This window comes from Bradyrhizobium sp. McL0615 (assembly GCF_049993905.1).
Lineage (GTDB): Bacteria > Pseudomonadota > Alphaproteobacteria > Rhizobiales > Xanthobacteraceae > Bradyrhizobium.
Genome location: NZ_CP188254.1, coordinates 4,118,512 through 4,130,965 on the forward strand (window position 1 = coordinate 4,118,512; position 12,454 = coordinate 4,130,965).

A 12,454-nucleotide genomic window follows, 5' to 3' on the forward strand; every position below is an offset into this window, starting at 1 on the left:
CAAAAGGAAGACAGGCATCACTGGAAGTGTCCGATGTATCCCGCGAATTTCTGCCTGTGCCGATTTTGAAATTTTCTATGTCGGGCCGGCAGGACGATACATTACGTTACAAAATGGGATGTCACTTGTCCCGGCGGTTGGGTACTCTGGCGTGTATGGGCAATCCGGACCACATTCTCGTCGTTGACGACGACCTGGGTTTGCGCGAGCTGCTGGACCGATACTTTGTCGGCAACGGCTATCGCGTCACGACGGTGGCCAACGGCCGGCAGATGCGCGACGTTCTCGCCAACCACCGGGTCGATCTGATCGTACTCGACCTCATGCTGCCGGGGGACGACGGTCTCACGCTCTGCCGCAACTTACGCGCGAATCAACCCTATGACATTCCGATCCTGATGCTGACGGCGCGCGGTGATGAAGCGGACCGCATCGTCGGCCTTGAGATGGGGGCGGACGACTACCTCACGAAGCCGTTCGCCCCGCGCGAGCTGCTCGCACGAATCCGCTCGGTGTTGCGCAGGGCCGAAATGCTGCCCCGCAACCTTGCGGCATCGGAGAAAGCCCGCCTGCTTCGGTTCGGCGAATGGAAGCTCGATACGGTCGGGCGTTTCCTGGTCGATGCCGAGGGGACCGTGGTCTCGTTGAGCGGCGCCGAATATCGACTGTTGCGCGTGTTTCTCGATCACCCCCAACATGTCCTCAATCGCGATCAACTGCTCAACTTGACGCAGGGCCGTGAGGCCGAAGTCTTCGATCGGTCGATAGACCTTCTCGTCAGCCGCCTTCGCCAGCGACTGCGCGAAGACGCCCGGGAGCCGTCCTACATCAAGACGGTGCGTAGCGAAGGCTACGTTTTTACAGCTGCCGTCGAGGCATTGCAGGGGCCGACATGAGCGCTCGTTTTCGGCGCATGGCGGCGCGTCTTTGGCCGGACACACTGTTCGGCCGACTGACGATGATCCTGTTATCCGGCCTTGTGGCGGCACATGTGTTGGCCTTCGTTTTGATTGCCCTCGACCGCATCGCTATCGAAGACGAGCTGGGTAGCAAATATGCTGCTGCGGACATCGCGGAAGCAGTCGCTTTACTTGACTACCTCAAGCCTGAAGAAAGACCCGCCTGGCTCGACCGCCTCTCTCGACGCAATTGGCGATACATTCTCGCCGATGAGGGAGAGCTGGAAGCGGAGACACCTAAACGACGGCAAGCGAATATCGCGCGTTTGCGGGCCGCGCTGGGGCCCGACCACGACGCGAATTTTGTCCACTTCGATCCACCGCAGCGACTGCGACGGGGCATACGCATGCACCTGAAGGACGGTAGCCCCGTGACGATCGCGGTGTTTCCGCCGAAGGAAATCATTTCGCCTTGGTTGCCGGCGGCGCTTGCCGTTCAACTCGGTATCATCGCATTCTTCGTCTGGGTTGCCGTAAAGCTCGCGACGCAACCGCTGGCGCGGCTCGAGCGCGCGGCCAACGGCCTGGGCTCGGATTTGCGCGGCGAGCCGCTCCCGGAGGATGGTCCGAAGGAAGTGGCGCGCGCCGCTGCCGCGCTCAACGCCATGCAGCGACGCATTGCCGAGCAGGTCGCGGAACGAATCCAGATTCTGGCGGCGATCTCCCACGATCTTCAGACCCCGATCACGCGGATGCGGCTGCGCGCTGATTTCCTGGGCGACAGCGACGCCAGGGAAAAGTTGCAGGGCGACCTGCACGAAATGCAGACGCTCGTCAAGCAGGGTCTTGCCCTGGCGCGGGAGTACGACGGCGTTGGCCCGACGGCCGCCGCGCATGTCGCCGTCGAAGCATCGCGGGAGCCGTCATGAGCGCCCACCTTCGACGTATGGCGGCGCGTCTTTGGCCGGACTCACTGTTCCGCCGGCTGGCGATCATCCTGTTCGCCGGTCTGCTGGCGGCGCATCTGCTGTCCTTTGGTCTGGTCGCCCTCAATGTCTTCGGCCCCAGCGTCGAGCAGTCCGACGACTATTTCATGAGGAGCGTCGCGACGGAGGTCGCTATCCTCGAACGGGTCAAGCCCGAAGAAAGACGCGAATGGCTGGATCGCCTTGCTAAACCAGCATATCGACACGTTCTCAAGGGCGGCGGGGAGGCATATGCGCCGCTCAGACCTCAAGGGAAAGTGTTTTTGGCGGCCCTCAAAGCCGAGCTTGGGGCCGGCCACGACGTGGACTATGTCTACCTCGATCCACTGGATCGATCGAAAAGAGGCATGCTCATTCATCTCAAGGACGGCAGTCCGGTGACGATCGAATACCGCGTGCCGAGGAGGGTGAGTTCGCCCTGGTTGCCCGCGGCGCTCGCCGTTCAACTCTGCTTTCTCGCATTCTTCACCTGGGTTGCGGTGAAGCTCGCGACACGACCGCTGGCGCGCCTCGAGCGCGCGGCCAACAGCCTTGGCTCGGACTTACGCGGCGCGCCGCTCCCGGAGGACGGTCCGAAGGAAGTGGCGCGCGCCGCTACCGCGTTCAACGCCATGCAGCGACGCATTGCCGAGCAGGCGGTGGAGCGAATCCAGATACTGGCGGGAATCTCGCGCCGCCTTCAGACTCCGATCACGCGCATGCGGCTGCGCGCGGATTTCCTCGGTGACAACGACGCCAGGGAGAAGCTGCAGGGCGACCTGCAGGAAATGCAGACGCTCGTCAAGCAGGGGCTTGCTTTGGCCCGCGGACGCGACGAGATCGGCAAGCAGCAGTGCCAGACCGACCTGCATGCCCTGATCGACAGCCTCGTCTGCGACTATTCCGACGCCGGAGAATCCCTCCGCTTTTCCGGAGAACGCGGGGTGACGATTCTCACGCACCCGCAGGCCTTGCGCCGCATCATGATCAACCTGATCGATAACGGGCTGAAATTCGGCGAGGATGTCGAAGTCGCCGTCGATGCGCAACGGTCGAGCCGCATCACGATCACCGTATCGGACCGGGGCCCCGGCATTCCCGACGAGCATCTGAAGTCGGTATTTTTGCCGTTCTATCGGGTCGAAGCTTCGCGCAATCGCGAAACCGGCGGCACCGGGCTTGGCCTGGCCATCGCCCAGCAACTCGTCAACGCGCTGCGCGGCACGCTCACGCTCGCCAACCGCGACGGCGGCGGATTAGAAGCGCGGCTGGAATTTTCGAGGTAACAATAGGATGATGTTGAATCAGCGGACATCATGCAAGCTGCGGCCAACGGCTGCCTCCTAGGTCCAGGGCGGACGAGAGCGCTTGACCCGTCCGCAAGATGCCTGAACGAGAGCAGGGTTGAGATCGGTTTCCGCCGCGACAGCTGAGCCTCTCATGCCAGGTCATGCAGCGGTGAAAAGTGCTGCGAATTCAAACCCATCTCTACTGTGCATGGGGTTGTTTTCGATATTTTGCATGCGGGGCCTGCGGTGAAGGGCATCCGCACAGGGGCCGGCACGCCTCATGCAAAAACCCTCTCCCGGCGACGGGAGAGGGCTGAGTAACATAGTCCGAGATCGCGATGCTCAGGTCTTCTTCAGCATCGGGCAGGCACTCTTCTCGAGTGGGATGAACGCTTCCGTCGCCGGAATGGTGGCAACGAGGTTGTAATAGTCCCACGGATACTTCGAATCCGCCGGCTTCTTCACTTCGAACAAATAGGCCGGATGGATCTTGCGGCCGTCGGCGCGGACCGAGCCCTTGCCGAACAGCGGATCGTCGGTCGGCATTTCCTTCATCTTGGCGACGACAGCGCGGCCGTCATGCGGATTGCCGCCGAGGGCCTCCAGCGCCTTGAAGTAATGGATCAGCGACGAGTAGACGCCGGCCTGCACCATGGTCGGCGGCTGCTTCTTGAACTTCTCGTTGAAGCGCTTGGTGAAGGCGCGGGTCTGGTCGTTCATGTCCCAGTAGAAGGTCTCGGTGAAGTTCAGGCCCTGCGCGACCTTCAATCCGAGCGAATGGACGTCGGTGATGAACATCAGCATGCCCGCGAGCTTCTGCCCGCCGGCGACGATGCCGAACTCCGCCGCCTGCTTGATCGAGTTGGTGGTGTCGCCGCCGGCATTGGCGAGGCCGATGATCTTGGCCTTGGAGCTTTGCGCCTGCAGCAGGAAGGAGGAGAAGTCGGCGTTGTTGAGCGGATGCTTGACGCCGCCGAGCACCTTGCCGCCATTGGCAACGACGACCGCAGCTGTATCGCGTTCGAGCGCATGACCGAAGGCATAGTCCGCGGTCAGGAAGAACCAGCTGTCGCCGCCGGATTTCACCAGCGCCTTGCCGGTGCCGTTGGCGAGCATCCAGGTGTCGTAGACCCAATGGATGGTGTTCGGCGAGCACTGCGCGCCGGTGAGATCTGATGACGCCGAGCCGGAGTTCAGGTTGACGACGTTCTTTTCCCTGGCGAGGTTGGCAATGGCGAGGCCGACACCGGAACTCGCGAGATCGACGAACACATCGACCTTCTCGACGTCGATCCACTGCTTGCCGATATTGGTGCCGACGTCGGGCTTGTTCTGATGATCGGCCGAGATCAGGTCGATCTTCCAGCCCTTGGCGAGAAGGCCGGAATCCTCGATCGCCATCTGCGCGGCGACGGACGAGCCGGGGCCGCCGATATCAGCGTAGAGTCCGGACTGGTCGCCGAGACTTCCCACCTTGACGACCTTGTCGAGCGTTTGCGCAAAAGCGCTGGTGGCAAAAACCAGGCTCGTGGTCACGACCAGGGCTGCAATGGATCGCTTCATCTATCCTCCAGAAATTTCTTTTTGAACGTTCGTCGGAACAACGGAGCCATTATGTCCGGCCTTGTTTCAACCGGCTAGCCGTTGCGATCAATCGTCATCGTCCGCGAATATTCCACCGCACGGTGAATTCGCGAGAAAGATGCCCAGCAATGTGAGGAAACGCGTCAGCGCCAGTAGTAGCGGATACCGACATAGACCACGGCGAGGCACGCAAAGATCAGCGCCACCGGAAGCCTTGGTTTGGTCGCCGGGCCGGATCCGGACGCGGCTGGCTTCGGCCGCGGGGGCGGCCGGCGGAACGCGGTGACGTTGCCGGTGTCGGTGGCCGGCTCGCTGGCGCGCGAGGGAATTTCGGGTGGCGCTCCGGAGCCGCCCATCTCGGCGTAATAGCTCTTGTACATGAGCTGGATGGTGGCCTCGGAGGCGTCCGCCTCGGTCATCCTCGCCAGTAACTGCCGGTAGCTTTCCAGAAAGCTCTGCGCCTCGGTGGGCAGGGCGGAAAACCCGTTGAGTTTGGCCAGCATTTTCCACGTTGCAAAATCAGCCCGGGCGCGCGTATCGGCGCGGCGTGCAATCAACATATCGGCAGCTTTTGTCGCCATGGCCCGGAGTCGGTTCTTCCCTGTGCTGTTTCTATCTGAAGTTTAAGCGTTGCCGGTAATGAAGAGAAGCGCGCTGATCACATATCCGGTCAGTGTCCGCAGTATCGTCGAAATAACATCAAGATTTAGGCCGAGCTGCGCGCCGATGACGGGAAGCAGGATCAGAAGGCCGATCAGGATCAGCATCCCGTACGGTTCCAGCCGCGACAGCGGGTATGCCAGCACCCGCGGCAGCAGCCCGACCGCGACCCGGCCACCGTCCAGCGGCGGGATCGGCATCATGTTGAAGATCGCCAGAACGATATTGATCAGGAAAGCATTTTTAAGGTTGTCCGCCGTCCATTTGGCGGCGTCTGCCGGCACCAAAGGCAGGGCATGGAATGCGAATGCGACGACCGTCGCCAGGACGATGTTGATGGCGGGGCCGGCCAGCGCCACCCAGACCATGTCGAGCCGGGGATGGTTAAGGTTCCGGAAATTCACCGGGACCGGCTTGGCGTAGCCGAACAGGAACGGCGAATGCGACAGCAACAGCAGGCCCGGCAGAATCACGGTCCCGAACGGATCGATATGCTTGAGCGGGTTGAAGCTGACCCGGCCAAGCTGCCAGGCGGTATTGTCGCCGAGCTTGTATGCCACAAAGGCGTGAGCAGCCTCGTGAAAGGTGATGGCGACGAGGAGGGGGAGTACCCAGACCGAGATGTCGTATAGCGAGATGTTCAAGCGGTCTGCCCCGGTTTTGCGCTTCGGAGCCGGTAGCCTAGCACGGCGCCGCTACTGGGGAACCGTCTCCTGATATTGCGGTAAACCGTCGTCGAGCCGCACCCAGGCCATCTTTTCCGAGACCCAGATATGCTCGGTCGGTGCAAAGGCGTTGCGGTCGTCGAAGGCAGCGAGCGCAACGCCCACCACGGTACCGTTAGTCCGCCGGGAAAACAGCCGTGTGCCGCAAACCTTGCAGAATACCCGGTCGAGCGCCTCCGATGACGGATAGCGCGCGGTGTCGCCCTCGACGATAAGCGCCCGCTGGTCGAACAGCGCGCGGGCAAAGAACGGCGAGCCCATCGCCTTCTGGCAGTTGCGGCAGTGGCAGATGCGGACATTGAGCGGCTCGCCCTCGGCCTTGAACCGGACCGCGCCGCAGAAACATCCGCCTTCCCGGATGGTGCCCATTTCAATAGGTCGCCCGACCGCCGGAGATGTCGAACACCGCACCGGTCGAGAAGGCGCAATCTTCCGACGCCAGCCAGGCGACCATCGCCGCGAGTTCTTCGACCAGCACAAAGCGCCCCTTTGGAATCTTCGACAGCATGAAATCGATGTGCTGCTGTGTCAGCTGGTCGAAGATCGCGGTTTTCGCCGCCGCTGGTGTCACCGCGTTGACGAGGATGTCGTGCTGCGCGAGCTCCTTGCCGAGCGACTTGGTCAGCGCGATCAGGCCGGCCTTCGAGGCCGAGTAATGTGCGGCGTTCGGGTTGCCTTCCTTGCCGGCGATCGAGGCGATGTTGACGATGCGGCCGTATTTCTGCGCCAGCATTGCCGGCACTACCGCCTTGCAGCAGATGAAGGGGCCGTCGAGATTGATGCGCAGCACCTTGCGCCATTCGTCGAGATCGGTTTCCCACACCGTCTTGTTGATGCCGGCGATGCCGGCATTGTTGACGAGGATGTCGATCTTGCCCAGCGCCTTCAGCGTTTCGTCGCGGGTCTTCTCGACCGCCGCAAGGTCGGAGACATCAACCTTGAAGGCGGAGACCGCCGGGCCGATTTCCCGGGCGGTCTTTTCCGCGAACGGCAGGTCATGATCCCAGATCGCGACCTTCGCGCCTGATGCGACGAAGCGTTCGGCGATGGCGCGGCCAAAACCCTGCGCCCCACCGGTGACGACGGCGCAACGGCCGTTCAGATCGATCTTGTTCATGCTGGAAGCCTTTGATTGCGTGGACGTCAGAGCATGTAGCCGCCGTCGACGACGAGGTCGACACCGGTGGTGAACGCGGCCTCGTCGCTCGCAAGATAGACCGCCATGGCCGCGATTTCCTCCGCGGTGCCCAGCCGCCCCATCTTCTGGCGGGCGATGAACATGTCTTTGCCCTGCGGGCCGACGGCCGCGGCGCGGTCGAGCATCGAGGGTGTCTCCACGGTGCCGGGGCAGATGCTGTTGCAGCGGATGCCCTGGGTGATGAAGTCGAGTGCAACTGCGCGCGTGAGCAGCGAAACCGCAGCCTTGGATGCGCTGTAGGCATAACGGTTGGCCGGTGGCCGGAGCGCCGCGCAAGATGAGATGTTGACGATGCTGCCGCCTCCGCCCGCCAGCATCGCCGGCAGAAACGCCTTGATGGTCCGGTGCATGGATTTGACGTTGAGGTCGAACGAGAAATCCCAGTCTTCTTCCGAACAGTCGAGGATGGTTCCGTGGTGTACGAAGCCCGCCGCGTTAAGCAGGATGTCGATCTTTCCAATGCGCTTGGCGAAGGTGTCGACGTCGGCGGTGCTACGAACGTCGAGCCGTGCCGTCTCGGCGATGCCTTCCTTGCCCAGGGTGGCGATGCCGTTTTCATTGATGTCGGTGGCGATCACCGTGGCGCCTTCGCGCGCGAATGCTATCGCACATGCGCGCCCGATGCCCGCCGCTGCTGCGGTGACAACAGCGCGTTTTCCCTTCAATCGATCTGACATGTTTTTCTTTTCCTTTTTTCTTCATCATTGCGAGGAACTCGCGACAAAATTGTAAAGCAATTTTGCGCTGAAGCGACGAAGCAATCCATAGTTCCTGTGCGGAGGCATGGATTGCGTCGCTACGCTGGCAATGACGGCGGTTGCCTAGTGATTATCCCGCGCCACGCCGACCGTGCCGGCAATATTTTGATAGCGCGTGGCGAGCTCCATGCAGGCGCCGGTGGCCTGCTGTCCGACGGTCGAGCGATAGACCTCCTGCCACGGCGTCTGGTTGGCCGGGTAGGGGAAGCCGCCCCTGTCCTTCAGCTCGGCGCGACGCTTCTTCAATTCGTCGCTGGTGATCAGGATGTTGGCGTCGCCCTTGTTGAGGTCGATGCGAACCTTGTCGCCGGTCCGCAAGATCGCCAGCCCGCCGTCGGCGGCGGCCTCCGGCGAGGCGTTGAGGATCGACGGCGAACCCGAGGTGCCGGACTGCCTTCCGTCGCCGATGCAGGGCAGCGAGAGGATACCGCGTTTGATCAGCGCCGCCGGCGGCTGCATGTTGACGACCTCGGCGCCGCCGGGATAGCCGATCGGGCCGGCGCCGCGGATGAACAGCACGCAATGCTCGTCGATGTTGAGCGAGGGATCGTCGATCCGGTCGTGATAATCCTCAGGCCCTTCGAACACGATGGCGCGGCCTTCGAACGCATTCAGGTCTTTGGGATTGATCAAATAGCGGTCGCGGAATTCCTTCGAGATCACGCTGGTCTTCATGATCGCGGAATCGAACAAATTGCCGCGCAGCACCAGGAAGCCCGCATCCTTCACCAGCGGCTTGTCGTAGCTCCAGATCACGTCGCCGTCGGGCTTGGCCGCCTCGCGGCAGTTCTCGCCCATGGTGCGGCCGTTGACCGTCACGGCGTCCTCATGGATGCGCTTGTGCGCCATCAATTCACGTATCACCGCCGGCACGCCGCCGGCGCGGTGATATTCCTCGCCGAGATAGAAGCCGGCCGGCTGCATGTTCACCAATAGCGGGACGTCATGGCCGTGCTTCTGCCAGTCGTCAATCGAGAGCTCGACGCCGATATGCCGCGCCAGCGCGTTGATGTGGATCGGCGCGTTGGTCGAGCCGCCGATCGCCGAATTCACCACGATGCAGTTCTCGAACGCCTTGCGGGTCAGGATGTCGGAAGGTTTGAGGTCCTCCCAGACCATCTCGACGATCCGCTTGCCGGTTTCGTAAGCGATCTGGCCTCGCTCGCGATAGGGCGCGGGGATCGCTGCGCAGCCCGGCAGCGACATGCCGAGCGCTTCCGCAAGCGAGTTCATCGTCGAGGCCGTCCCCATCGTGTTGCAGTGGCCGACCGACGGGGCCGAGGACGCCACGATTGCGATAAATTCGTTGTAGTCGATCTCCCCGGCGGCAAGCCGCTCGCGTTGCTTCCAGACGATGGTGCCGGAACCGGTGCGCTCACCATTGAACCAGCCGTTCAGCATCGGGCCACCCGAGAGCACGATGGCAGGCATATTGACGGTCGCCGCCGCCATCAGGCAGGCTGGCGTCGTCTTGTCGCAGCCGGTGGTCAGCACCACGCCGTCGAGCGGATAGCCGAACAGGATTTCGACCAGGCCGAGATAGGCCAGGTTGCGGTCGAGGGCCGCGGTCGGCCGCTTTCCGGTTTCCTGGATCGGATGCATCGGAAATTCCATCGCGATGCCGCCGGCCTCGCGGATACCCTCGCGCACCCGGTGCGCCAGTTCGAGATGGTGGCGGTTGCACGGGGACAGGTCATTGCCGGTCTGGGCGATGCCGATAATCGGCTTGCCGGACTGCAATTCCTCGCGAGTCAGGCCGTAATTCAGGTAGCGCTCGAGATAAAGCGCGGTCATTCCCGGGTTATGCGGGTTGTTGAACCACTCAAGGGAACGTAGCTTCCGGCCCTTGCCGTTGGTGGCAGTCTTGGTGTCATTGTTTTTCATTGGTTCCTCCCGCACTGCAAACTCGTGGGTGGCTTAAGTCACGGCAGCGATGCACCATGCCAAGAATTTCATCCGCTGCAACGCGCTTGCCTTCTCCCGTCCGAGCGATCTGATCTTAGTTCGAGCCAAAAGATAGCGCTACCATTTTCTGTCCGCGCCTAATCCAGGCGGACGCGTCGGCCATCACGTGCTTTGCGGTGTCGAGCTCGCGCGGACCATTAACTGAAAACCGAGGTTGAGAATCGCCTCCCGCGGACGACGGCCCTCGATCGCGTCGATCACCATGGTGACGGCGTGCCGGCCCATTTCGTAGCGATTGGTGCGCACACTGGTAAGGGAGGGGACCGCAGAGGCCGTGAATTCCAGATCGTTGAAGCCGACAATGGCCAAATCGCGCGGAACCGACATTTGCCGACGCTGGCATTCGAACAGGACCCCGAGCGCGAGGTCGTCGTTGACGCAGAAGACCGCGTCGATGTCGGAGGTCCGGGAGAGAAGATCGGCGAACAAGGTACCGCCGAGCGTGACAGTGGTTGGCACCGACGTGGTGACGACGAGGTTCGGGTCGAACAGCGATGCCGCTTTCATGGCATCACGATACCCTTCGAACCGCCGCTGCACACGAGGATCCATTCGCGCGCCGAGAAATCCGATGCGACGGTATCCCTGTTCGAGGATGTGCGAAATTGCCGCGGCGGCTGCGTCGTAATGAGAGAAGCCGACCATCATATCGACCGGACTGTCGCCGATCTCCATGATCTGCGTGACCGGACAATTCATCGACTCCAGGATCGTTCGCGATTCCGAGGTCTGGTTGATGCCGGTGACGATCAATCCCGCGGGCTTCTGCGCCCGAAACAGGCGCAGCAGCTTTTCCTCCTGCAGGATGCTGTAGCGGGTATTGGCAAGCTGGATGGTGTAGCGGCTGCCTTCCGAAGAATCGTAGATGCCGCGCAACACGTCGGCGAAGACGTTGTTGGTGAGCGAGGGAATCACGACGCCGATGACTTCGGTGCGGTGCGACGCCAGCGCGCGCGCGGCGAGATTGGGTACGTAACCCAGTTCCTTCACGGCGCTGTCGACGCGTTCCCGCTTGCTCAACGACAGCGCTTCGGGGTTCCTGAAAAAACGCGATGCCGTGATTGGGCTGACGCCAGCGAGCTTGGCGACCTCGGTGAGGCGGATTTTGCCAGACTTTGTCTGTTTTCGTCCCATCTTGCGCTCATATCACAACGGATTAGACGTTTGAACAATTATTGACAGCGCTACCATCGGATTGCTAAAAACCGCCAAACTGCGGATGATGATGACGGTTGAATTCGGCTTCCGGCATTAGAGTCGAAAAGACAGCAGGGCGCCGCCGTCTACCTGTGGCGCCACAAAACAGAAAAATGAGGGGAGAGACGATGTCGTCGGTACAGATTCGCGACGTGCGAAAGTCGTTCGGCAATTTTGAAGTTTTGCACGGTGTGTCGATTCCGATCGAGGATGGCGAGTTCGTCGTGCTGGTCGGCCCCTCCGGTTGCGGCAAGTCCACCTTGCTGCGGATGCTTGCCGGCCTCGAAAACATCACCTCGGGAACCATTTCGATCGGTGATCGCGTCGTCAACAATGTCCAGCCGAAAGAGCGCGACATTGCGATGGTGTTCCAGAACTACGCGCTCTATCCGCACATGACCGTCGCCGACAACATGGGCTTCTCGCTCAAGCTGCGCGGCGCGAGTGCTGATGAAATCTCGAAAGGCGTCAATCGCGCCGCGGAAATCCTGGCCCTGACGCCGCTGCTCGAGCGCTATCCCCGGCAGTTGTCCGGCGGCCAGCGCCAGCGCGTCGCCATGGGCCGCGCCATCGTGCGCGATCCGCAGGTGTTTTTGTTCGACGAGCCGCTTTCCAACCTCGACGCCAAGCTGCGTGTCGCGATGCGCACCGAAATCAAGGAACTGCACCAGCGGCTGAAGACCACGACCGTCTACGTCACCCACGATCAGATCGAGGCCATGACGATGGCGGACAAGATCGTGGTGATGCATGACGGTGTTGTCGAACAGATGGGCACTCCGCTCGAGCTCTACGACACCCCGGCCAACCAGTTCGTCGCGGGCTTTATCGGCTCGCCGGCGATGAACTTCCTCAAGGGCCAGGTGAAGTCGAACGGCAGCGCTGGCTTTGAGGGGCCGAACGGCGTCAAACTGCCGCTAAAGTCGGCGCCGGCCAATTCGGAAGGGCGTCCCGCAGTCTACGGCGTCCGCCCCGAACATTTCACCATCGCCGATGACGGGGCCGAAGCCGAGATCGTCGTGGTCGAGCCGACCGGCTCTGAAACGCAAGTGTTCGCCAAGCTCGGTGGCGAGCAGGTCGTCGCCGTATTCCGTGAACGTCATCAATTCAATCCGGGCGACAAGGTCCGGCTGAAACCAGACCCGGCACTTGTCCATCTGTTCGATGAGCAGACCGGGAAACGACTGAACGCCTAAAAAAATAAACTCAAAATT

12 protein-coding genes are annotated in these 12,454 nt (G+C 61.7%); 4 read left to right on the top strand and 8 right to left on the bottom strand.

Features of this window, described 5'->3' with window-relative positions; all coding sequences use genetic code 11:
• Positions 1-155 precede the first annotated feature (155 nt).
• Genes ACPPVP_RS19325 through ACPPVP_RS19335 form a run of 3 tightly spaced genes read left to right on the top strand, consistent with a single transcriptional unit; the run spans position 156 to position 3,150 of the window.
• Entirely contained in the window at positions 156-896 is a 741-nt protein-coding gene (locus ACPPVP_RS19325; RefSeq protein WP_426537075.1) for a response regulator, read from the top strand.
• 17 nt (positions 897-913) lie between these two features.
• A complete protein-coding gene (locus ACPPVP_RS19330) occupies positions 914-1,828 on the top strand; it encodes a histidine kinase dimerization/phospho-acceptor domain-containing protein (protein ID WP_426537077.1) in 915 nt (304 codons plus the stop codon).
• Complete coding sequence (locus ACPPVP_RS19335) at positions 1,825-3,150, top strand: ATP-binding protein (protein WP_426537079.1); 1,326 nt, start codon at positions 1,825-1,827, stop codon at positions 3,148-3,150. Before ACPPVP_RS19330 ends, ACPPVP_RS19335 begins: the two co-directional genes overlap by 4 nt.
• Before the next feature lie 345 nt (positions 3,151-3,495).
• Here ACPPVP_RS19335 and ACPPVP_RS19340 read toward each other — a convergent pair whose 3' ends face one another.
• The 8 genes from ACPPVP_RS19340 to ACPPVP_RS19375 form a co-directional block, all read right to left on the bottom strand.
• Positions 3,496-4,716: an ABC transporter substrate-binding protein gene (locus ACPPVP_RS19340; RefSeq protein ID WP_426537081.1), complete on the bottom strand. Its 1,221-nt coding sequence runs from the start codon at positions 4,714-4,716 to the stop codon at positions 3,496-3,498.
• A gap of 164 nt (positions 4,717-4,880) precedes the next feature.
• Positions 4,881-5,318: a hypothetical protein gene (locus ACPPVP_RS19345; RefSeq protein ID WP_426537083.1), complete on the bottom strand. Its 438-nt coding sequence runs from the start codon at positions 5,316-5,318 to the stop codon at positions 4,881-4,883.
• A gap of 42 nt (positions 5,319-5,360) precedes the next feature.
• Entirely contained in the window at positions 5,361-6,041 is a 681-nt protein-coding gene (locus ACPPVP_RS19350) for a site-2 protease family protein (protein WP_426537085.1), read from the bottom strand.
• A gap of 51 nt (positions 6,042-6,092) precedes the next feature.
• Complete coding sequence (locus ACPPVP_RS19355; RefSeq protein ID WP_426537087.1) at positions 6,093-6,491, bottom strand: GFA family protein; 399 nt, start codon at positions 6,489-6,491, stop codon at positions 6,093-6,095.
• A 1-nt stretch (position 6,492) separates the two neighbouring features.
• Positions 6,493-7,239, bottom strand: coding sequence for an SDR family NAD(P)-dependent oxidoreductase (locus ACPPVP_RS19360; RefSeq protein WP_426537089.1), 747 nt, complete (start codon positions 7,237-7,239; stop codon positions 6,493-6,495).
• 26 nt (positions 7,240-7,265) lie between these two features.
• The gene (locus ACPPVP_RS19365; protein ID WP_426537091.1) at positions 7,266-7,997 is read right to left on the bottom strand and encodes an SDR family oxidoreductase; all 732 of its coding nucleotides are present in this window, start codon (positions 7,995-7,997) and stop codon (positions 7,266-7,268) included.
• Between the two features lie 144 nt (positions 7,998-8,141).
• Positions 8,142-9,962: an IlvD/Edd family dehydratase gene (locus ACPPVP_RS19370; RefSeq protein ID WP_426537093.1), complete on the bottom strand. Its 1,821-nt coding sequence runs from the start codon at positions 9,960-9,962 to the stop codon at positions 8,142-8,144.
• Positions 9,963-10,145: 183 nt separating this feature from the next.
• Positions 10,146-11,177 (bottom strand): LacI family DNA-binding transcriptional regulator, encoded by a 1,032-nt coding sequence (locus ACPPVP_RS19375; RefSeq protein WP_426537095.1) that lies wholly within the window; start codon positions 11,175-11,177, stop codon positions 10,146-10,148.
• A gap of 191 nt (positions 11,178-11,368) precedes the next feature.
• Between ACPPVP_RS19375 and ACPPVP_RS19380 the strand changes: the two genes are divergently transcribed.
• Positions 11,369-12,436 carry an ABC transporter ATP-binding protein gene (locus ACPPVP_RS19380; RefSeq protein WP_426537097.1) on the top strand — a complete coding sequence of 356 codons (1,068 nt, stop codon included), beginning with the start codon at positions 11,369-11,371 and terminating at the stop codon, positions 12,434-12,436.
• The last annotated feature ends 18 nt before the right edge of the window (positions 12,437-12,454 follow it).

Bases quoted from the DNA above. Each gene is read 5' to 3' on its own strand.
- ACPPVP_RS19340 (WP_426537081.1), bottom strand. From the start codon at position 4,716: ATGAAGCGATCCATTGCAGCCCTGGTCGTGACCACGAGCCTGGTTTTT.
- ACPPVP_RS19380 (WP_426537097.1), top strand. From the start codon at position 11,369: ATGTCGTCGGTACAGATTCGCGACGTGCGAAAGTCGTTCGGCAATTTT.
- ACPPVP_RS19335 (WP_426537079.1), top strand. From the start codon at position 1,825: ATGAGCGCCCACCTTCGACGTATGGCGGCGCGTCTTTGGCCGGACTCA.
- ACPPVP_RS19375 (WP_426537095.1), bottom strand. From the start codon at position 11,177: ATGGGACGAAAACAGACAAAGTCTGGCAAAATCCGCCTCACCGAGGTC.
- ACPPVP_RS19330 (WP_426537077.1), top strand. From the start codon at position 914: ATGGCGGCGCGTCTTTGGCCGGACACACTGTTCGGCCGACTGACGATG.
- ACPPVP_RS19355 (WP_426537087.1), bottom strand. From the start codon at position 6,491: ATGGGCACCATCCGGGAAGGCGGATGTTTCTGCGGCGCGGTCCGGTTC.
- ACPPVP_RS19370 (WP_426537093.1), bottom strand. From the start codon at position 9,962: ATGAAAAACAATGACACCAAGACTGCCACCAACGGCAAGGGCCGGAAG.
- ACPPVP_RS19365 (WP_426537091.1), bottom strand. From the start codon at position 7,997: ATGTCAGATCGATTGAAGGGAAAACGCGCTGTTGTCACCGCAGCAGCG.
- ACPPVP_RS19345 (WP_426537083.1), bottom strand. From the start codon at position 5,318: ATGGCGACAAAAGCTGCCGATATGTTGATTGCACGCCGCGCCGATACG.
- ACPPVP_RS19360 (WP_426537089.1), bottom strand. From the start codon at position 7,239: ATGAACAAGATCGATCTGAACGGCCGTTGCGCCGTCGTCACCGGTGGG.
- ACPPVP_RS19325 (WP_426537075.1), top strand. From the start codon at position 156: ATGGGCAATCCGGACCACATTCTCGTCGTTGACGACGACCTGGGTTTG.